General features: G+C 67.1%; 18 protein-coding genes and 1 pseudogene. 6 read left to right on the top strand and 13 right to left on the bottom strand.

Annotated elements, in window-relative coordinates:
• Positions 1-121 precede the first annotated feature (121 nt).
• Positions 122-913: pseudogene (locus G3N61_RS31285) on the bottom strand (thioredoxin family protein); the annotation flags it as partial.
• Positions 914-1,185: 272 nt separating this feature from the next.
• Entirely contained in the window at positions 1,186-1,686 is a 501-nt protein-coding gene (locus G3N61_RS31280; RefSeq protein WP_043181191.1) for a GNAT family N-acetyltransferase, read from the bottom strand.
• Between the two features lie 580 nt (positions 1,687-2,266).
• On the opposite strand from G3N61_RS31280, the gene G3N61_RS31275 reads away from it, so the two are divergent.
• From G3N61_RS31275 to G3N61_RS31265, 3 genes are all read left to right on the top strand, one after another.
• Positions 2,267-4,618, top strand: coding sequence for a phospholipase C, phosphocholine-specific (locus G3N61_RS31275; RefSeq protein WP_205824337.1), 2,352 nt, complete (start codon positions 2,267-2,269; stop codon positions 4,616-4,618).
• A 270-nt stretch (positions 4,619-4,888) separates the two neighbouring features.
• Entirely contained in the window at positions 4,889-5,158 is a 270-nt protein-coding gene (locus tag G3N61_RS31270) for a hypothetical protein (protein WP_011353737.1), read from the top strand.
• A 154-nt stretch (positions 5,159-5,312) separates the two neighbouring features.
• Positions 5,313-6,308, top strand: coding sequence for a DedA family protein/thiosulfate sulfurtransferase GlpE (locus tag G3N61_RS31265; protein WP_205824336.1), 996 nt, complete (start codon positions 5,313-5,315; stop codon positions 6,306-6,308).
• 54 nt (positions 6,309-6,362) lie between these two features.
• Here the strand turns inward: G3N61_RS31265 and G3N61_RS31260 are convergent, their stop codons facing one another.
• The 7 genes from G3N61_RS31260 to G3N61_RS31230 form a co-directional block, all read right to left on the bottom strand.
• Positions 6,363-7,823: an OprD family porin gene (locus tag G3N61_RS31260; protein WP_043181196.1), complete on the bottom strand. Its 1,461-nt coding sequence runs from the start codon at positions 7,821-7,823 to the stop codon at positions 6,363-6,365.
• Positions 7,824-7,988: 165 nt separating this feature from the next.
• Positions 7,989-9,008 (bottom strand): oligopeptide/dipeptide ABC transporter ATP-binding protein, encoded by a 1,020-nt coding sequence (locus G3N61_RS31255; protein ID WP_043181198.1) that lies wholly within the window; start codon positions 9,006-9,008, stop codon positions 7,989-7,991.
• A complete protein-coding gene (locus G3N61_RS31250) occupies positions 9,005-9,997 on the bottom strand; it encodes an ABC transporter ATP-binding protein (protein WP_043181200.1) in 993 nt (330 codons plus the stop codon). The genes G3N61_RS31255 and G3N61_RS31250 overlap by 4 nt, the downstream gene beginning before the upstream one ends.
• Position 9,998: 1 nt before the next feature.
• The gene (locus tag G3N61_RS31245) at positions 9,999-10,901 is read right to left on the bottom strand and encodes an ABC transporter permease subunit (RefSeq protein ID WP_043181202.1); all 903 of its coding nucleotides are present in this window, start codon (positions 10,899-10,901) and stop codon (positions 9,999-10,001) included.
• A 13-nt stretch (positions 10,902-10,914) separates the two neighbouring features.
• Positions 10,915-11,853 carry an ABC transporter permease subunit gene (locus tag G3N61_RS31240; RefSeq protein WP_043181204.1) on the bottom strand — a complete coding sequence of 313 codons (939 nt, stop codon included), beginning with the start codon at positions 11,851-11,853 and terminating at the stop codon, positions 10,915-10,917.
• An 11-nt stretch (positions 11,854-11,864) separates the two neighbouring features.
• On the bottom strand, positions 11,865-13,475 hold the full coding sequence (locus G3N61_RS31235) for a peptide ABC transporter substrate-binding protein (protein WP_043181205.1): 1,611 nt from the start codon (positions 13,473-13,475) through the stop codon (positions 11,865-11,867).
• A 179-nt stretch (positions 13,476-13,654) separates the two neighbouring features.
• Positions 13,655-14,236: a cupin domain-containing protein gene (locus tag G3N61_RS31230; RefSeq protein ID WP_011353729.1), complete on the bottom strand. Its 582-nt coding sequence runs from the start codon at positions 14,234-14,236 to the stop codon at positions 13,655-13,657.
• A gap of 500 nt (positions 14,237-14,736) precedes the next feature.
• Here G3N61_RS31230 and G3N61_RS31225 point away from each other — a divergent pair, with 500 nt between their 5' ends.
• Together G3N61_RS31225 and G3N61_RS31220 are read left to right on the top strand one after the other, a co-directional pair.
• A complete protein-coding gene (locus G3N61_RS31225; RefSeq protein ID WP_205824335.1) occupies positions 14,737-16,257 on the top strand; it encodes an oligopeptide:H+ symporter in 1,521 nt (506 codons plus the stop codon).
• Positions 16,258-16,377: 120 nt separating this feature from the next.
• The gene (locus G3N61_RS31220) at positions 16,378-16,584 is read left to right on the top strand and encodes a hypothetical protein (protein WP_205824334.1); all 207 of its coding nucleotides are present in this window, start codon (positions 16,378-16,380) and stop codon (positions 16,582-16,584) included.
• Positions 16,585-16,630: 46 nt separating this feature from the next.
• On the opposite strand, the gene G3N61_RS31215 is transcribed toward G3N61_RS31220, so the two are convergent.
• The 3 genes from G3N61_RS31215 to G3N61_RS31205 all read right to left on the bottom strand — a co-directional run bounded on the left by G3N61_RS31215 (position 16,631) and on the right by G3N61_RS31205 (position 19,354).
• Positions 16,631-17,752: an OpgC domain-containing protein gene (locus tag G3N61_RS31215; protein WP_089451625.1), complete on the bottom strand. Its 1,122-nt coding sequence runs from the start codon at positions 17,750-17,752 to the stop codon at positions 16,631-16,633.
• Between the two features lie 390 nt (positions 17,753-18,142).
• On the bottom strand, positions 18,143-19,042 hold the full coding sequence (gene rarD, locus G3N61_RS31210) for an EamA family transporter RarD (RefSeq protein WP_043181213.1): 900 nt from the start codon (positions 19,040-19,042) through the stop codon (positions 18,143-18,145).
• 15 nt (positions 19,043-19,057) lie between these two features.
• Entirely contained in the window at positions 19,058-19,354 is a 297-nt protein-coding gene (locus G3N61_RS31205; RefSeq protein WP_043181215.1) for an acylphosphatase, read from the bottom strand.
• A gap of 176 nt (positions 19,355-19,530) precedes the next feature.
• Here G3N61_RS31205 and hpnA point away from each other — a divergent pair, with 176 nt between their 5' ends.
• Positions 19,531-20,538, top strand: coding sequence for a hopanoid-associated sugar epimerase (gene hpnA / locus G3N61_RS31200; protein WP_043181217.1), 1,008 nt, complete (start codon positions 19,531-19,533; stop codon positions 20,536-20,538).
• 167 nt (positions 20,539-20,705) lie between these two features.
• On the opposite strand, the gene G3N61_RS31195 is transcribed toward hpnA, so the two are convergent.
• Positions 20,706-20,831, bottom strand: coding sequence for a hypothetical protein (locus G3N61_RS31195; RefSeq protein WP_346778597.1), 126 nt, complete (start codon positions 20,829-20,831; stop codon positions 20,706-20,708).
• Positions 20,832-20,872 lie beyond the last annotated feature (41 nt).

Raw genomic sequence — 20,872 nt, 5'->3', positions numbered from 1 at the left:
GGAGGATGTCGAGCGAATCGGAGGCGAGGGTCGTCATGGCGGTGCGAGGAAGAGGGGGCGGGGAAGGAAAGGTCGATCAGCGCGGCAGGTCGCCGCGCCGGGCCAGCACCTTGCGTTCGATCGCCCGCGACCATGCGGGATCCTGCAGCACCGTGCGCAGCGAATCGGCAAGCGCCGCCTTGTCGAGCGCGCCGGCCTGCGCAGGATCGTCGGACGCGGCGACCACGGCCGCCTTCAGCGCAAAGCGCGCCGATTCGGCCTTCGCGCCGGCCGCGCGCGCGCGTTGCGCGAGCGACTGCAGCGTCTCGGCGACGCGATCGGCCGGCACCGGCAGCGCACCGTCGGTGTCCCACGAATAGTCGGCCAGCAGGCGCCATTCGTCCGGCGTCAGCGATGCACCGTTCTTCAGCGCGGTCGCGAGCGTCTGCCGCACCGGGTGCGCAGCCGTCATCCCGAGCGACAGCGCCTGCATGTAGCGGTCGAGATCGGCTTCGCCCGGCAGCCGCGTCACTTCGGTGCCGTCGGGTCGGAACAGGATCATCGTCGGATAGCCGTGCACCTTGAAACGCTCGCCGAGCTTCTGCGCGCTTTCGGTATCGCCGTCGAGATACACGGGCACGAAGAACGACGAGCGGGTCTTGAATGCCTGCTGGCTGAAGATCGTCGACTTCACCTGGTTGCATGACGGGCACCACACCGCCCCCCAGTAGAGCAGCAGCGGCTTGCCGGTACGCTTCGCCAACGCGAAGGCGGCGTCGACGTCGCCGTGCTGCCATGCGATGCCGGGCGGCAGATGCGCGCCGTCGGGCGATGCGCTCGTCACCGCGGCGCCCGTGGGCGTGGCAGCGGCAAACGCCGCACCCGCGGCGGCGAACAGGCAGGCGGCAGTCAGGTTCCGGAGAGCGGATTTCATCGAAGCGGGTCCGTTGAAAGAGGCGGTTGCGGGAAGGTGCGGCGCGCGAAGCGATGGCTGTGATGCGTGAGCCATGAAGCGATGACGATGAAGCCAGCCGACGTGCAACGCCGCGCAGGATCGTTACGGAAAAGCGCACGCCGGCCGAGGCGACCGGCAAATCGTTCGACGATACGACGGGCGCAGCCGGCAGAAAACGAACGAATTCTCGAATGAATATGACGCGCGGCCTCGCGGCCGCGCGTGCTGGCGGATACGCGTCGGCCGAGCCTTTACTGCCGTGCCTTGATCCGCGCCATGTGATACACGGACACATGCACGCCGTCGCGCAATGCATAACCCGGCGATTCGCCCTCGATCCGGAAGCCGTGCTTCTCGTAGAGCGCGATCGCCGAGCGGTTGTCGGTGAACACGGTCAGCTCGAGACGCGTGACGTTCAGCCAGTTTTCCGCGAGATCGATCGCGGCCGCGAGCAACCGGCTGCCGACGCCGCGCCCGTGATACGCCGCGTCGACCATCATGCCGAGCCCCGCCGCATGACGCCGGCGCGGATTCGGCTCGAGATCCAGGCCGAGATGGCCGACCACGACGCCGTCGATTTCGGCGACAAGGCTCATGCCGCGCTCGCGCACGCCATCGAGCCGCTTCTGCCACTTCTCGAGCGACGGAAACGGATGCTGCAACGTATTCGCATACACCGCGGGATGCGCGGCGATCTGCCGGATCGCGTCGACGTCGTGCGTCTCGCTGTGCCGGATCTTGATGTCGGTCATGGGTGGGCCGGTTCCAAAAAGGCGCGCTGAAGGCGCGGACTGCGCGTACGCGCAGCAATGTGACGAGCTTATCCGATTTCACGCATTTGAAACATGGTCGTCACGCCGTCGCACGTCATGTTGCATCCGCAACGAACTTCGCCACGCGATTCGAATGGAATCCGGAAAATTCTGACCGGTCACGCATGCGGCAATCGGTAATTCCCGACCTTTTTCACTCGCGCATCGCGCCTGAACAAATCGTTGTACACACAACGTCACGCAAGCGACATGCGATGTCATGTCTTCATCACGTCGACGTCACGTCGCCTCCCTAGACTGGGCGCCGCCCAGCCCGGCATGCGCCGGGCCGGCGTGTGCCGACACCCTGGCCCGCGCATCACGAGCGCGTCGCGCAGGATCGCGGCAACGGCCAAAGCATCTGCGCGACATCGCGCATCGCGCGCGATGCGCGCACCTCCGCCCCATGCGGCCGATGCACCCGAACGCACACGCAGCGCGAATCGTCCCAGGGGGGGCGACGCACGGGCGCCACCAGACGAAGTCACGAACGCTCCCATCATCACAGGACCCGAACGCCATGACGTCACGCCGCAAATTCCTCCAGCAGACCGCCACTTCCGGCCTCGCCGCCGCCGCGCTGTCCGCGTTTCCGCCGAGCATCCGCCGTGCGCTCGCGATTCCCGCGTTTCACGAAACGGGGACCATCAAGGACGTGAAGCACGTCGTGCTGCTGATGATGGAGAACCGCGCATTCGACAGCTACTTCGGCACGTTCAAGGGTGTGCGCGGTTACGGCGACCGCTTTGCGGTGCCGTCGCCGAACGGCCGCAACGTGTTCTACCAGACGTACACGAAGCCGACGCCCGCCACCACCGTCACGCCGTATCACCTCGACGCGAGCCAGGGCAACGCCCAGCGCGCGGGCGGCACGCCGCACACGTGGGCCGATGCGCAGGCCGCGTGGGACCACGGCCGGATGAACCGCTGGCCCGACGCGAAGACGCCGCTGTCGATGGGCTACTACGACGCGGCGGAAGTACCGTTCCAGCGCGCGCTCGCCGATGCGTTCACGCTGTGCGACCACTATCACTGCGGGATGCACACGGGCACGATCGCGAACCGCCTGTTCTACTGGAGCGGCACCAACGGCCCGAACGGCATCAGCCCGGCCGACGGCAGCCACGTGAAGATCGCCGCGCTGAACAACCAGTTCAACGGCGGCAACGACATCGGCCCGTCGAGCCAGGGCTGGACCTGGACCACCTATGCCGACCGGCTGCAGCAGGCCGGCGTGAACTGGAAGGTCTACCAGAGCCTGATCGACAACTTCGGCTGCAACGAGATGATGAGCTTCCGCCACTGGCGCGCGGCGATCGAGCAGATGCCGCCCGCACGCCGGCCGGCGTACGTCGCATCGACGGACATCACGCAGCCGGTGACGGCGGCCGGCGCGTTCTACGACCCGGCGATCGACGATCCGCTGAGCCCGCTCGCGAAGGGGTTCGGCAACACGATGCCGTACGGCTTCCTCGAGTCGTTCCGCGACGACATCCGCAACGGCACGCTGCCCGAGGTGTCGTGGATCATCCCGCCGTCCGTGTACAGCGAACACCCGGGGCCGTCGAGCCCCGCGCAGGGCGGCTGGTACGTGCAGGCCGTGCTCGATGCGCTGACGGCGAACCCGGAGGTGTGGAGCAAGACCGTGCTGCTGGTCAACTACGACGAGAACGACGGCTTCTTCGACCACATGCCGTCGCCGGCCGTGCCGTCGCGCAACGCCGACGGCACGCTCGCGGGCGGCCATACGCTGGCGGCCGCCGACGTCGCCGCCGAGTACCACGACTTCACGCCGGCCACGGCGAGCCAGCCGGCGACCGACGGCCGTCCGTACGGTCCGGGCCCGCGCGTGCCGATGTGGATCGTGTCGCCGTGGAGCCGCGGCGGCTGGGTGAACTCGCAGGTGTTCGACCATACGTCGACGCTGCTCTTCCTCGAAAAGCGCTTCGGCGTCGCGGAGCCGCAGATCAGCGCCTACCGCCGCGCGGTGTGCGGCGACCTGACGAGCGCGTTCAATTTCCGCTCGCCGAACAACGAACCGCTGCCGACACTCGCGGGCCATACGACCAAAAGCCAGGTCGACGCCCTGAGCGCCGCACAGCAGGCCGCACCGAAGATCGTGCCGCCGGCCGCACCGTCGCTGCCCGCGCAGGCCACCGGCGTGCGCCCGTCGCGCGCGTTGCCTTACGAACTGCATGCGAGCGCGCAGACCGATGCCGGCAGCGGCACGGTCACGCTGAAGTTCGCGAACACGGGCCGCGCCGCCGCCGTGTTTCACGTCTATGACAAGCTGAATCTCGACCGCCTGCCGCAGCGCTACGCCGTCGAGCCGGGCAAGACGCTGCGCGGCGACTGGGCCGCGCGCGCCGACAATGGCGGTAAATATGACCTGTGGGTGCTGGGCCCGAACGGCTATCACCGCCGCTTCACCGGCGACCTGAGCCGCCTGGCCGGTGCTCGCGCGCCCCATCCGGAAGTGCGCGTCGGCTACGCGGGCGCGAGCGGCAGCCTCCACCTGAAGCTGCGCAACCACGGCGGCGGCACGGTGCGTTTCACCGTGAAGTCGAACCAGGTCTACGGACCGCTGTCCGGCCGCGGCGCACACGACGATCGCGGTCATGGCCAGGGTAACGAGGACGGCAACAGCCAGGGTCACGGCCACGATCGCGGCGCCGGTACCACGTGGACGGTCACGGTGCGCGCCGGCGACCAGGCCGAACTGCACTGGCCGCTCGACTCGACCGGCCACTGGTACGACTTCATCGTCACCGCGGACAGCGACGCGAGTTTCTCGCGCCGTGTCGCCGGCCGCGTCGAAACCGGCCGCCACTCGGTCAGCGACCCGGCGATGGGGCTCGCCGACCGCTTCTGATACCGCCGCGGCGACCCGCGTGGCACCGCGTGTCGCCGCCCGTGCCGGCCCGGCCGCGAACGGCGGTCAGGCGCCGGCCGCGGCCGCGCGCGATCCGTCTGAAACGCCCGCCCCGCGCGGCTCAAACATCAGAAGGATGCGTGGTTCAGCCCTCATTTCCCCCCCACGAAAATGCTCCGAATTGCGGCCCGTTCGCGTTAAACTGCGTCAAGCTGTATTCAACAAAGACATCTTCGCCACTACGGCATCCACGATACGAGGATAGGTTCGATGCGCACTACCGGCTCATCCGGGGCAATGACCCTGCTCACCGAACACGACCCGGCCGACGGCCGCGAACTGCGCTCGCTTCGGCTCGAAGCGACCGGCGACGGCAAGAGCGTGCTGCTGATCGAGATCGACGAACGCAAGCCCGGCATCCATCGCGAAGTCCGTTACGAGATCACGCCGGCCGAACTGATCGCGGCGATCCGCTCGCACGGCGCCGAGCTCCCCGGCGAAAACCACGGCGCCGCATCGCTCGCCCGCACCTCCTCCTGATTTCGACCGGTGAGCCGCGCGCCAGGCGCGGGCTCACCGACATCTCCCTGCCGCCGTCAGGCGCTTTGCGCAATTCCCTCCGCTGACTTGAAAAAGGCCGATAATCGGCCCATCTGCGTGCCTTCCGCACGCGTTTCCTTTTCGGCCAGCCGTCATGCTCCTTCGTGACCTCGTCGCCCAATACGGGCCGCTTCTCGTCTTCGCCAACGTGCTCGCGGCGGCCATCGGGCTGCCGGTGCCCGCGATGCCGACGCTCGTGCTGTTCGGCGCGATGTCCGCGATGCATCCGGCGATGATCGGCTCGCAACTGGTCACGGTGGTCGTGCTGTCGGTGCTCGGCGCACTGATCGGCGACACCGTGTGGTACCTCGCCGGTCGGCGCTTCGGCGGCACGACGCTGAAGACGATCTGCCGGCTGTCGCTGTCGCGTGACAGCTGCGTGAAGAAAACCGAACGCTTCTTCGGCCGCTACGGCGTACGCGTGCTCGCCGTCGCACGCTTCATTCCGGGGCTGTCGCTCGTGTCGGTGCCGATGGCCGGCGCGTTCGGCACGCGCTATCGCACGTTCGTCGGCTACGATGCGCTCGGCGCCGCGCTGTGGACGATCGTCGGGCTGGTGGTCGGGCTGATGTTCGCTCGCCAGATCGACTGGCTGTTCGCGGGTGCAGGCCAGCTCGGCCGCGTGGCGCTGCTGGTGGCCGTCGCGGTGCTGGCGGTGTACGCGGCGATCCGCTGGATGCGTCGCCGCGCGCTGATCCGCCAGCTCGCGAGCGCGCGGATCGGCGTCGACGAACTCGACACGCTGCTGCGCGATACGTCCGCGCCGGTGGTCCTCGACGTGCGCTCGCCCGAACACCGCAAGCTCGACCCGTTCACGATTCCCGGCGCGCAGTTCGCGGACGAGCGCCAGATCGGCGACATCGTCGCGCGCTATCCGCTCACGCAGAAGTTCGTCGTGTATTGCTCGTGCCCGAACGAGTTCACGGCCGCGCTGATGGCGAAGCGCCTGCTCGACGCCGGCTTCACCGATGCGCTCGCGCTGCGCGGCGGCCTCGACGCATGGCGCGACACGGGCCGCCAGCTCACGTCGCTCGTGGAAGACATGCCCGCTGCGAACGATCCGGTCGCGGGGCTGCACAAGCCGGCCTGATCGTTTCGATCGCAGGCCGGCCGTGCGAGGCGGGGGCGCATGCCCCCCCTTCGATCAGAACGCGTGCAGCGGCAGGTTCACGACCAGACGGTACTCGGTGTTCGTCGCGTCCGAGTAGTGGGACGAACCGGCGTGCCACATCGCGATGAACGTGACCTTCGTGTCCTTCAGCTTGCCGCTCTGGAACGTGTACGACGGGATGAAGCCGAACTCGTGGTGACGGCCCTGCACCGGCGCGCCGTTGCTCCAGTAGATGCTCGACTTGCTCGGGTCGTTCGCTGCACCCGCGCTGCCGTCCGCACCCCAGCCCGTCACGCCCCAGACCATCGCCTTGAAGCCCGGCAGGCCCGCTTCCTTGCCGTAGAACGTGTAACGCAGCTGCAGCGACTTTTCGTGCGGCGCGTTGTAGTCGACGTCCATCGAGTTGGTCAGGAAGATGCCGTTCGTTTCGTTCAGGTAGTCGAAGAACTGGTCGCCGAGCACCTGCTGGAAGCCGAGCAGCAGCTCGTGCGGGCCATGCTGCGCGGCCAGCGACAGGCTGTATGCGTTGTTGTTGATCTTGCCTTGCAGCGCATCGCCCGTGTCGTGCGTCGAGTAGACGTTACCGAAGCCCGTCCACTTGATCGTCTGCGGGCTGCCGATGCTGTGCTTCACCGACGCGTAGTACTGGTGCCACACGTCGTCGGCCTGGTTCGCGTACAGCGCGACTTCGCCGTTCGGCGAGTAATCCCACGTGCCGCCGACATACGACAGGCGATTGATGCGCGTGCCGCCGTATTGCGTCGTCAGGTTGGTGAGCGTCGTGTGACCGCGCGCGTCGGTCTTCGTGAAGCTGCCGGCCTCGAGCATCACGTTCTTGAATTCATTGCTGACGAGAGTCGCACCGAGGAACGTCGGCGGCAGCGCACGGTTGTCGTGCTGCTCCATGAACGGGTTGTCGACGGCCTGCAGACCGTACTTGACCACCGTGTTCGAGATGCGCGCCTTCACGTCGTAGATGCCGGGATAAGCCCATGCGAGCTGGTTGCCGCCACCGCCGCCCTTCGCGATGTGCACCATGCTGCCGGCGCCCTGGCCGCCGTCGAGCTTCAGCGCCGCATACAGCGATGCGTCGAAACCGATACCGATCAGGCCCGTCGTATAGCCCGACTCGAAGTTCGCCATCGCGCCCTGGACCCATGCGTGGCGATGCGGCCCGCCCTTGGCGTCGAGCACGTCCGCGTAGTTGCGGAACAGGAAGTTGAGATGGCTGTCGGCAATGAAGCCCTTCGACTGCGACTGGGCCGACGGCTCGTCGGGCGGCGTGACGGCCTGGTTCGCTTCGGCGTTGACAATGGCGTTCGGGGTCGTTGCCTGTGCAACGGTCGTGCCCGGTGCGGCCTGTGCGACCGTCAGCGGTGCGGGGGCCGCGTCGTCGGCGTGCGCGACGCCCGTCAGCGAAACACCGGCGAGTGCCGGCAGCCCCCATGCAAGCAGCATTTTCGATGCCGTCCCGATCGTCTTCTGTTTTTTCATCGTAATTCTCGTCTTGTGTTGATATCGTCCACGCCGGTTGCGATCCGCTCCCGGCCCCCCGGCGTGCCCGGCTAAGGACGCGCCTGTACCCGCGGCGCGAAGATCGTTCGCGCCGCACCTACCCCTGTTGACCAGCCTTGGTTATGTTTTCTGCGTCACTTCAGCTCACGCCACACCCGCGCGGATGCACGCGACACGCGCGGCCGACCCCTGCCGAACTTCCGGCAGCGGCACGTCCTGCGCGCACGCATCGATCGCGACCGGGCAGCGCGTGCGGAACGCGCAGCCGGACGGCGGGTTGAGCGGCGAGGGCATCTCGCCCGCCAGCAGCATCGGACGGCGAGCACGCTCGCGCGCCGGCTCCGGCGTCGGCGCCGCATCGAGCAGCGCCTTCGTGTACGGGTGCTGCGGCACGCCGTACACGTCATGCCGCGTGCCGAACTCCATCACGCGGCCGAGATACATCACGAGCACGCGCTGGCTGATGGCCTTCACCACCGCCAGATCGTGTGCAACGAACAGATAGGACAACGACAGTTCGCGCTGCAGGTCGCGCAGCAGGTTCACGATCTGCGCCTGGATCGACACGTCGAGCGCCGATACGGGTTCGTCGCAGATCACGAGCTTCGGCTCGCCGATCAGCGCGCGCGCGATGCCGACGCGCTGGCATTGCCCACCGGAAAATTCGTGGGGATAGCGCAGCAGGTGATGCGCGTTCAGGCCGACGCGTTCGAGCATCGTGACCACGCGGCGGCGCACCTCGGCGCGGCCGAGGCCGCCCTGGTGCGTGACGAGCGGCTCCGCGACGACCTGTTCGATGGTCATGCGCGGATCGAGCGACGCGAGCGGATCCTGGAAGATCATCTGCACTTCGCGCCGCATCGTGGTGCCGCGCAGGTGATCGGGCGACACGGCATCGCCGCGCCATTTCACCGTGCCGGCCGTCATCGGCACGAGGCCGATCAGCGCACGCGCGAGCGTCGACTTCCCGCAGCCCGATTCGCCGACGAGCCCGACCGTCTCGCCGCGCTTCACGTCGAACGACACGCCGTCGACGGCACGCAGCGTCCCTTTCGGCGACCACGGATAGCCGCCGAGCGGCACGCGGAAATGTACTTTCAGACCATCGACGGACAGCAGCGTGTCGTCGGTCGCGCCGGCATGGCGGCGTTCATTGACGCTCATCGCAGACCTCCCGTCAGATCGGCCACGGGACGGTGGCACGCGCGCACCGCGCCCACGGCGCCATAGGTTTCGAGCGCGGGACGCGCCGCGCCGCAGCGTTCTTCCGCATACGTGCAGCGCTTCGCGAACGCGCAGCCGGCCGGCGCGGTGCCGGGCATCGGCGGATTGCCGGGAATCGCGACGAGCGGCGCATCGTCCGCGTCGGTCAGGCGCGGCAGCGCGTTGAGCAGGCCGATCGTGTACGGATGCGACGGCGCCGCGAAGATCGATTCGGCCGGCGCGTATTCGACGGTGCGGCCCGCATACATGACCATCACGTCGTCGGCGAGGCCCGCGACCACGCCCATGTCGTGCGTGATCAGCACGATCGCCGTGCCGCGCTCGCGGTTCAGCTCGCGCAGCAGGTCGATGATCTGTGCCTGCACGGTCACGTCGAGCGCGGTGGTCGGCTCATCGGCGATCAGGATTTCCGGCTCGGACAGCAGCGCCATCGCGATCATCACGCGCTGGCGCATGCCGCCCGAGAACTCGTGCGGATACATGCGGATGCGGCGCGCCGCGTCGGGAATGCGTACCGATTCGAGCGCCTCGATCGCGCGCTTGGTCGCTTCCTTGCGCGACAGCTTGCGGTGCAGCTGCAGCGTCTCGGTCATCTGCCGCTCGATCGTCAGGAACGGATTGAGCGACGTCATCGGATCCTGGAAGATCATCGCGATCCGGTCGCCGCGCACCTTGTTCAGCGCACGCCCATCCATCTCGAGCAGGTTGTCGCCGCGATAGCGCGCGGCGCCGGTCGTTGCGCCGTTGCCGGCCAGCAGGCCGAGCAGCGCCATCACGGTCTGGCTCTTGCCCGAGCCCGATTCGCCGACGATGCCGAGCGTCTTGCCGGCTTCGAGCGAAAACGACACGCCGCTCACGGCGTCGACCGGCGGTGCGTCCTTGCGCGTGAAGCGCACGCCGAGGTTGTCTACTTCTAGTAGGGCTGCCATTTCAGCGATCCTTCGGGTCGAGCGCGTCACGCAGGCCATCGCCGACGAAGTTCACGCAGTAGAGCGTCACGCACAGCATGACGGCCGGGGCCAGCAGCAGCCACGGCATCGATTCCAGTTTCTGCGCGCCGTCCTGGATCAGCACGCCCCAGCTCGTCATCGGTTCCTGCACGCCGAGGCCGAGGAACGACAGCACCGATTCGGTCAGCACGATGCCCGGCACCGAGACCGTCGCGTACACGACGACCACGCCGAGCAGGTTCGGCACGATGTGGCGGAGCACGATCGACGCCGGCGACACGCCGATCGCGCGGGCCGCATCGACGAACTCGCGGTTGCGCAGCGACAGCGTCTGGCCGCGCACGACACGCGCCATGTCGATCCACGAGAACGCGCTGATGGTCAGCACGACCAGCATGAACGAGCGGCCGAACAGGGTCATCATCAGGATCGCGATCAGCAGGTACGGGATCGCGTACATCATGTCGACGATGCGCATCATCACGGAGTCGACGCGGCCGCCCGCAAAGCCCGCGGTCGCACCCCATGCGACGCCGAACAGGCCCGACACGAGCGTGCCGAGCAGGCCGACCTCGATCGACACGCGGCCGCCGATCAGCGTCCGCACCAGCAGGTCGCGGCCGAGCTCGTCGGTGCCGAACCAGTGCTGGTTCGCCCAGGTGGGCGCCAGGCTGATCGAGCCCCAGTCGCTTGCCGAAGGATCGGCCGCGAGCAGCCACGGGCCGACGAAACAGGCGAGCGTGATGAGCGCGAGCAGCACGAGGCTGAACACGGCCGCACGGTTGTGAAGGAAGCGCGCCATCGCAAGCGCGAGCGGCGAGCGCGAACGCGGCGGCGAGTCGGTCTGCACGGGCAGGCCGACGACGGGAGTAGTCGGAGTCATCGCTGTGCCTCGCTCAATAACGGATGCGCGGATCGAGCCACGCGTAAGCGAGGTCGACCAGCAGGTTGAACAGCACCGCGCAAACGGTCGTCAGCACGACGAGGCCGAGCACCAGCGTGTAGTCGCGGTTGATGGCGCCGTTCACGACGAGCTGCCCGAGCCCCGGCAGCGCGAACACCGATTCGGTGACGACCGCCGCCGTGATCGACGTGATGCAGACCGTGCCGAACAGCGACACGACCGGCATCAGCGCGGGCTTCAGCGCGTGGCGCAGCACGATCGTCGAGCCCGGCAGGCCCTTCGCGCGCGCAGTGCGGATGTAGTTGCTCGACAGCGTCTCGATCATCGAGCCGCGCATCACGCGCGCGAGCAGCGACATGTTGATGAAGGTCAGCAGCACGATCGGCAGCAGCCGGTACTGCCAGCCGCCGTCACCCCAGCCGCCCGCGGGCAGCCAGCCGTTGCCGGACGACGTCTTCAGCAGGATCGCGAAGATCCACACGAGGACGGGGCCGAGCACGAACGGCGGAATGACGTTGCCGAAGTTGCCGATCAGCATCACGAAGCGGTCGATGAAGCTGTCGCGGCGCACGGCCGCGACGGTGCCGAGCAGCACGCCGAACACGATCGAGATCGGGATCGACACGCCGCCCACGCCGAGGCTCACGGGCAGCGCCTTCTTCACGAGATCGTTCACCGACCAGTCGACGTAGCGGAACGACGGACCGAGATCGCCGTGCAGCAGCGCGTTCAGGTACAGCAGGTACTGCTTCCACAGCGGCTCGTCGAGGTGATACTTCGCGTTCAGGTTCGCGAGCGTGGCCGCGGACAGCTGCTTCTCCGTATCGAACGGGCCGCCGGGCGTGAAATGCAGGAGCAGGTAGCAGACGGTGACGACCGCGAGGATCGTCGGCACCGCCCACAACGTGCGCCTCAATGCGTAGGCCAGCATGATCGCTCCGCTCAGTGCTTGATCAGGTACATGTCCTGCGAAGCACGCATGTCGATCACGTTCTTCAGCGAGTAGCCGCCGACGTACGACTTCACGAGACGGTCGGCCGTGTACTGGAACAGCGGCACCATCGGCGTGTCGTTCATCGCGAGATCGTGCGCCTGCGTGAGCAGCGCGGCGCGCGCCTTGTCGTCGAGCTTCTGGTTGCCTTCGTCGACGAGCGTGTCGGCCTGCTTGTTGCAGTAGCCGACCGTGTTCTGCGAGCTGCCGCAGCGCAGCAGGTCGAAGAACGTCATCGCGTCGTTGTAGTCGGCGAACCAGCCGTCGCGCGCGACCTGCACCTTGCCGTCATGCCGCTGCTTCATCAGCACCTTGAACTCGACGTTCTCGAGCTTCGTGTTGACGCCGAGCTTCGTGCGCCATTCCGATGCGGTGAACAGCGCGACCTTCTTGTGCAGGTCGTTGGTGTTGTACGTCAGCGTGAACGAAAGCGGCTTCGCGTCCGAGTAGCCGGCCTGCTTCAGCAGGTTCTTCGCGGCCTCGACGCGCTTGGCCATCGGCCACGACGCCCATTCCGGCGTGAACGGCTGCACGCCCTTCGTGCCGTTCGGCATCAGGCCGTACATCGGCTTCTCGCCCGACTGCGTGAGCTTCGACGTCAGCACGTCGCGATCGATCACCATCGACAGCGCCTGGCGGACGCGCTTGTCCTTCAGCGCCGCGTCGTTGTTGTTCAGGTAGTAGTAGTACGTCGCGAGCTGCAGGCCCGGGCGCAGGTCGCTGCCGAACTGCTTGCTGACCTGCGGGAAAATGCCCGACGGAATCGTGTACGTGTAGTCGACCTGACCCGCCTGGTACATGCGCATCGCGGTCTCGTCGCTCTCGATCGGCAGGTACGTGACCTTGTTGATCACGACCTTCGGCGCGTTCCAGTACTTGGCGTCCTTCGTCACGACGATGCGGTTGTTCGGCTGCCAGTCGACGAGCTGGTATGCACCGTTGCTGACCATGTTGCCCGGGCGCGTCCACGCGTCGCCGAACTTCGCGACGGCGTCCTTGCTCACCGGCACGAGCGGCGCCATCGCGGTCAGCTCGGGGAAGAACGCGACGGGCGCGTCGGTCGTCACTTCGAGCGTGTACGGATCGACGGCGCGCACGCCGAGCGTCGACGGCGCGGCCTTGCCTGCGATGATGTCCTTCGAGTTCTTCACGAACTCGACGAGGATCGTGTATTTCGAGCCCGTCTTCGGATCGACGAGGCGCTGCCACGAATAGACGAAATCGGCGGCCGTCACCGGCTGGCCGTTGCTCCACTTCGCGTCATGGCGAAGCTTGAAGATCCACGTCGTCGGCGTCTTGCGTTCCCACGACAGCGCGACACCCGGCACGACCTGGCCGGCTGCGTCGATGCGGGCCAGCCCTTCGAACAGGTCGAGGCCGATCGTGTTGCCGGTCCACGACTCGATGTGCGCCGGGTCGAGCGACTCGACTTCGGCGGGCACCTGGCGCGTCAGGTCCTGCTGAGGAGCGAGCGCGACGTTCGACGGAACGGTAACGGCGTGGGCGACAGGCGTCAGGGCGAGCGCGGCCAGCACGGCCGACATGGCATGCAAGGATTTCATCGTGGCAGTCTTGAGAAGAGTTGTTCGGTGAGCGTTGCGCGGCGGATGCCGCGAATTACGCTTGAGACGCTGACGGGTGCAGCGATTGAGGAGGCCCGTGATTCTCGTATTGCATTTTAGTATTCCTTACGTTTCTTTCGACAGGTATTCCGTCTTCGAAACGAAGGAATACCTGTGCGTTAGAACAGCCTCGGTGTACCGACCCAGACCACCACCGACTCGATCTTCGCGGTGTTGACCCAGCTGTGCGGGACCGTCGACTGATAGTGCGAGCTGTCACCGGCCTGCAGGACGAACGTCTTGCCTTCCAGCGTCAGCGACACTTCCCCTTCAATCACATACAGGAACTCCTCTCCTGCATGTGTCGTCACCTCCGACCGCTTCTGCCCCGGCGGCATCCTCACGAGGATCGCCTCCAGCTGGCGCCCTTCGGATACGTTCGTCAGCCGCGCGAACAGGTTCGCCGAATCGGCAAACCCGAAGAAGCGCAGTTGCTCGCCTCGGCAAACCGAGCGTTCTTCGCTCGGCGTATCCACAAAGTACTGCACCGTCACACCAAGCGCGTGCGCGATACCGGCCAACGATGTCAGCGACGGCGACGCGAGCCCGCGTTCGACTTGAGACAGAAACGGCTTCGAAATCCCCGCGGCGGTAGCGGTGTCGTCGAGCGTGCGCTTGAGTCGTTGGCGCAACGCGCGAATCTTGCTGCCCAGTGCGGCGGTAGCGTTTGCAGACCGCGAGTTTTCAGTGGGGGGAACCATAGCAGGCCGAAAAGTGATCGTCAAAAAATGTTTGATGGAAAATAACTAAGTTAGAACGATATAGCTTAGTCTTCGGGTTCGCACACGTCTTCGGTGTTGAGCCCGGTGCACTAAACGGGACACGAAGCGAGCGAAATGACGCGCTATCTTGCCAGACTCGCCGGCTTCACAGGCAAGCTGCAAGCGGCTCTCCGGGAATCTTCGGAGGGCCGGCATGAAAGCTTACAACTAGATGATGAGACGAATGTTCCTGAAAGCTACTGCCACATTGGGAGTTTCCCTAGGTGGCAGATACGTGACGCACCGGACCGGCAGCCGTTACCATGCGCGCGCCGGTCGGGGCCCCTCCCCGCCACATCAGGCGGTGTCCGACCCCGGCCCGGGCTAACCGCCCGACTGTTCCATCGCCAGCACGAAGCCTACCCGGCCCATTGTGCACCGGCTCCAGTTCGACCCCAAAGACGACGCGCGATCCGTGCCGTCCGTTTCAACCGAGATTGATGATGCAACCACCTGTTTCACAAACCCGATCGTTCACGACGGTCTTCCTCATCGAAATGTGGGAGCGCTTCGGCTACTACGGCATGGCCGCGCTCCTGGTCCTCTTCATGGTCGACCGGCTCGGTTTCACCGACAGCCATGCGAACCTGACCTGGGGTGCGTTCACCGCACTCGTCTATGCGGCACCGTCGATCGGCGGCTGGATCGGCGACAAGGTGCTCGGCGCCCGTCGCACGATGATCATCGGCGCGTCCGTGCTGTGCGCCGGCTACCTGATGCTCGCGTTTCCGAACGATCACCTGACGTACATGTACGCGTCGCTCGGCGTGATCGTCGTCGGTAACGGCCTGTTCAAGGCCAACGCGGCGAACCTCGTGCGCCGCATCTATGAAGGCGACGACGCGCGCATCGACAGCGCGTTCACGATCTACTACATGGCGGTCAACATCGGCTCGACGGTGTCGATGCTCGCGACGCCGTGGATCAAGGATCACTGGGGCTGGCACGCCGCGTTCGCGGTCTGCTGCTGCGGCATGCTGTTCGCGATCCTCAACTTCATGCTGATGCATCGCACGCTCGCGCATGTCGGCTCGAAGCCGGACGACGAACCGATCCGCTGGAAGCGCCTCGGCGCGGTCGCGCTCGGCGGCATCGGGCTCGCACTGATCACGCTGTACGTGCTGCAGCACAAGCAACTGGCGGTCGCCAGCGTGTGGACGGCAGCGTTCGCGATCCTCGCGATCTTCGCGTACATGATCGCGAAATCGGAGCGCTCGGAGCGCGCAGGCCTGATCGCGGCGCTCGTGCTGATCGGCCAGGTGATCCTGTTCTTCATCTTCTACGTGCAGATGTCGACGTCGCTGACGCTGTTCGCGCTGCGCAACGTCGATCCGCGCTTCATGCTGTTCGGCACGACGCTGTTCACGTGGAGCGCCGCGCAGTTCCAGGCGCTGAACCCGATCTGGATCATGCTGCTGAGCCCGGTGCTCGTGTGGATCTACAACGCCGTCGCGAAGGGCGGCCGTGACCTGCCGGTCGCCGCGAAGTACGCGCTCGGCTTCGGCGCAGTGGCCGCGGGCTACCTGGTGTTCACGATCAGCGGCCGCTACGCGATCGATGGCCGTGTGTCGTCGTGGTTCATGGTGTGGGGCTACGGCCTCTACTCGCTCGGCGAACTGCTGGTGAGCGGCCTCGGCCTCGCGATGATCGCCCGCTACGTGCCGGCGCGCATGAGCGGCTTCATGATGGGTGCGTATTTCGTCGCAACGGGCGTGTCGCAGTATCTGGGCAGCGTCGTCGCGAACTTCGCGCAGATGCCGTCGCACGAACTGCCGGCCACCGAATCGCTGCCGCTGTACCTGTCGCTGTTCGAGAAGCTCGGCTGGCTCGCCGCGATCGGCATGGTGCTCGCACTGCTGCTGCTGCCGCTGATGAACCGCCTGTCGCGCCAGCACCAGCGTTGTGCAGAAGAGCGCCGCGAAGAAGCGCTGCAGGCGCAGGGCGTCGCCGCCGCGCAGTAAGTACTATCCCTCGGCGTGCGGCCTGCACGCCACATTCTCCCGCCAGGCACGCGAACGCGTCCTACACTGGTTGCAGGAAGCGCATCCGCTTCGCGAGATGCGCACTGGCGGGAGAACACAATGAAAAGCAAAACAACACGGCTCTTGAGGATACTGTCGGACATCCGGCACGCTCAGCGCTGCACCGCGATACGCGCCGCGCGAGCCGCAGCCGAAGCCGACGCGGTACTCGCGGAACGCGACGATCCGGCGCCCGACGAACGCGACGACGCCAAATCCGACGACGCCACCGCCGTTCCCCGCTCCCGTATCAGCTCACCTCACTGACGCCGCGCGGCACATTCCGTGCCGCACGCGCCGCCTCCCGCGCCGCTCACGCGGCCGCTCCGCGCCACCGCGCGATCCACGTTCCCGAACCGGCCACGGCCATCATCAGTCCGAGCGCGCACGCGTCGGCCACGAGACCCACGCCGACATGCCGCAGATCGGCGCTGCGCACGACCGGATGCAGCAGTGAATCGATGACGAGCGAAATCGCGGCGCCCGCGACGAAGCAGATCAGCCCGCGCTGGCCCACGGCCACGACGGGCCGCACGCCCTGCGCGATCCGCGCGATCCAGCCGAAGCGCACGCAATCGGCCATCAGCCACGCGATGGCCGCGAAGCTCACGACGCGCGGCAGCGCGAGATCGCGCTTGAACACGCCCTCCGGCAGCGGCAGCCCCGAGAACAGCTTGTAGCTCGCGCAACCGAGCACGACCGCGCACGCGACGCCCGTCGCGGCCGCGCCCCAGCGCCCCAGCGCGATGTGCCGGTAGAACGGCTGGCAGCGCGCGAGCACGCCGGCGACGAACATCAGTTGCCACGCGAACGGATTGAAACTCCAGCGGAATCCGTCGGTATCGAGCAGCTCGGGGCCGAGCCAGCCCGCCGCGATCCACGACGCGACGCTGAACGCGACGAGCAGCCACGGATGCCGGCGCGCGAACGGCACGAGCACCGGCGACGCGAGCGCGAACAGCACGTACATCGGCAGCACCGAGGCGAGATAGGGCTGGCGCTGGAACGTCAGCAGCTCGGCTGCGCCCGTCAGCGGCGACGCGAGCATCACGCTGACGTCGTCGAGCGCGAGGTTCGGCGCGTCGATCCCGTAGTGGTCGAGCACGGCCGACACGACGAGCATCAATGTCGAGGTCGCGAGAAACGCGCGGTAGATCTGCATCGCGCGGCGCACGAACCGCTTTTGCGCGGCGCGCGCGCCGTGCCGCTCGGCGATCGCGCCATAGGCGCTCGCGGTCGCAAAGCCGCCGAGAAAGACGAAGACCTCGGCCGCGTCGCACAGCGCGAACGCGTGCAGCGTGACGCGCGACAGCACGCTCGCGCCGATGTGATCGACGACGATCATCAACAGCACGATGCCGCGGAAGAAATCGACTTCGATCAGGCGGCCGCTGCGCGACGGCTGAACCGTGGCGGGCGGCACGCTCAACGACATGAGCGCACCCGCACGACGGCGGTGCCGAACGCACCGGGGAATGGATCGAGAAGGAGAAGGCGAGCGGGATCAGCCGCGATACGCGTATGCCCGCATCGCGCCAACCCGGCCGGCCAGGCACGGAGATGACCGTTCATTGAAAGGCTGCATACGAAGGGAAGTCGGTGAGGCCAGTCTAATGGCCGATCAGGGGAGACCCTAAGTAACAAAGTGCAACCGAATCTTCTGTTCGATTACAGGCGCGCGCCCGATGGGACGAAACAGGCAGCGTCGCCAGACTCGCGTCAGCGCGACGCCAGTTCGCGGTCAGCGTCGATGAATTCGACCGCTGCGCGACGGCCATGCGATGCGCGGCACGTTCCGTGCGCCGCCACGCAACGCGAGCGGCGCTTAGCCGCGCGCGGGCAGACGCCGCATCAGCATGGCGCTGTGCCACGCGGTCAGCGCAACGGCGACCCAGATCGGCCCGTACGTCGCGAGCTTCGCGACGCTCAGCGTTTCGCCGAGCAGCAGCAGCGACACCGCGACGAGCAGCACGGGCTCGACGTAGCCGAGAATCCCGAACAGCGCCATCGGCAGCATCCGGCTCGCCTTCAAGTAGCTCGCGAGCGCGAGCGTGCTGAGCACGCCGAGCCCCGGCAGCAGCGCGGCCCACAACACCGGATGGTCGGCCACGCGCGTCGTGCTCGTCGCGACCATCGCGAACGCGATCGGGCACAGCAGCGCGATCTCGACCGCGAACGCGGCGAGCGAATCGGCGTTGATCCGCCGGCGCAGCACGAAATAAGGCGGATAACCGAGCGCGACGACGAGCGTCGGCCACGCGAACGCGCGCGTCGCCCACACTTCGTGCGCGACGCCGAGCGCGGCGCACGCGACCGCCGCCCATTGCAGCGGATCGAGCCGTTCGTGATAGTAGAAGCGGCCGACGAGCACCATCGTCAGCGGCAACAGGAAATAGCCGAGCGACACTTCGAGCATGCGGCCGTGCAGCGGCGCCCACAGGAACAGCCACAGCTGCACGCCGAGCAGCGCGGCGCTCACGGGCAGCGCAATCAGCAAACGCCAGTCGCGCACGCTGCGCCGAACGAGGTCGACGAGCGCCGGCCAGCGGCCGCGCAACGCGATCAGTGCGAGCGCGCCCGGCGCGGTCCACAAGACGCGCCACGCGAAGATGTCGAGCCCCGTGAGCGGCGCGAGCAGTTTGGCGTAGGCGGACATCAGCGCGAACAGCATCGACGCCGTCACCGACAGCATGAGGCCACGCCCGGCCTCCGGATACCCCGTCATGATCGTTCTTGCCTCTTACTGCTGCTGGAAGCGATCGAAGCGCCTTTCGGTCTGACGCTCCTCGAACGTCACTTCGGTCACGCGCGCGGCCGGCGGCCCGTGACGCAGCCACGCGAGCATCCGGTCGATCTGTGCGCCGGGGCCCTGGATCATCGCCTCGACCGTGCCGTCCTCGAGATTCGCGACCCAGCCGCGCAGCTTCAGCGCATGCGCCTCGCGCACCGTCGCATGACGGAAGCCGACGCCCTGCACGACGCCGCGCACCCGCACGTAGTAGGTCTCGATCCGTTCGTCGTGTTCATTGCGGCTCATCGCGTCGCCCTCCCGTTGCATTCAAGCCCGGCATTGTAGTCGCGTCGGCCGCTTCGCACACGGGCCGGGACCGGCTCACCGCCGTCACGGCCTGGCGTCGCCGCGCGTGCCGACCACGTACAATCTCGCCGATGCTCAACCGCCGCGCCGCTCGCGCGCGGCCCCGAAGGAAACGCATGACTGATACCTCCCGCGATCTCGTTCTCGTCACCGGCGCGTCCGGTTTCGTCGGCTCGGCCGTCGCGCGCATTGCGCAGCAGAAAGGCTATGCGGTGCGCGTGCTCGTGCGCTCGACCAGCCCGCGCACGAACCTGGCGGATCTCGACGCCGAGATCGTCACCGGCGACATGCGCGACGAGGCGTCGATGCGCGCCGCGCTGCGCGGCGTGCGCTACCTGCTGCACGTCGCGGCCGACTACCGGCTGTGGGCGCCCGATCCCGACGAGATCGAGCGTGCGAACCTCGAGGGCGCGGTCGCGACGATGCGCGCGGCACGCGCGGAAGGCGTCGAGCGGATCGTCTACACGAGCAGCGTCGCGACGCTGAAGGTGACGAGCGCCGGCGATCCGTCCGACGAAAACCGGCCGCTCACGGCCGAGCAGGCCATCGGCGTCTACAAGCGCAGCAAGGTACTCGCGGAACGCGCGGTCGAGCGGATGATCGCCGACGAAGGGCTGCCGGCCGTGATCGTCAATCCGTCGACGCCGATCGGTCCGCGCGACGTGAAGCCGACGCCGACCGGCCGCATCATCGTCGAAGCCGCGCTCGGCAAGATTCCCGCGTTCGTCGACACGGGGCTGAACCTCGTGCACGTCGACGACGTCGCGCACGGCCACTTCCTCGCGCTCGAGCGCGGCCGGATCGGCGAGCGCTACATCCTCGGCGGCGAGAACCTGCCGCTGCAGCAGATGCTCGCCGACATCGCGCAGATGACGGGCCGCAAGCCGCCGACGATCGCGCTGCCGCGCTGGCCGCTCTACCCGCTCGCGGTCGGCGCCGAAGCGGTCGCGAAGTTCACGAAGAAAGAGCCGTTCGTCACCGTGGACGGGCTGCGGATGTCGAAGAACAAGATGTATTTCACGTCCGCGAAAGCCGAGCGCGAGCTCGGCTACCGTGCGCGCCCGTACCGCGAAGGGCTGCGCGATGCGCTCGACTGGTTCGGCTCCGCGGGCTACCTGAAGTAACACAAAGCGGCGTGCTTCACGCCGCTTTGCGCACTTTGTTACACGTCCCGCGCGGCCCGGTACCGGCGCAGCGGTTAAAATCGCGGGTCTTACGCAGAGAAGACACGCATGAACCTGAACGATCAGATCGCTTCGCTCACCATGGGCGTCGATCAGCTCCTCCACGATCACCACGCCGCGCAGCAGGCGGCCCGCAGCGCGGAAGCCTTCGCGCACAGCGAACCGGCCAGCATCGTGTCGCACAGGTCGCGCAGCAGCGTGACCTGCCGCTCCGACGTGTCGCCGTGGCGGATGCGCGCGATCGTCTCGACGCCGCGCGTCGAACCGATCCGGC

The sequence above is a fragment of the Burkholderia sp. Ac-20349 genome, assembly GCF_017104865.1.
GTDB classification, from domain to species: domain Bacteria; phylum Pseudomonadota; class Gammaproteobacteria; order Burkholderiales; family Burkholderiaceae; genus Burkholderia; species Burkholderia aenigmatica.
This window is presented reverse-complemented; position numbering and strand designations above follow the sequence as displayed.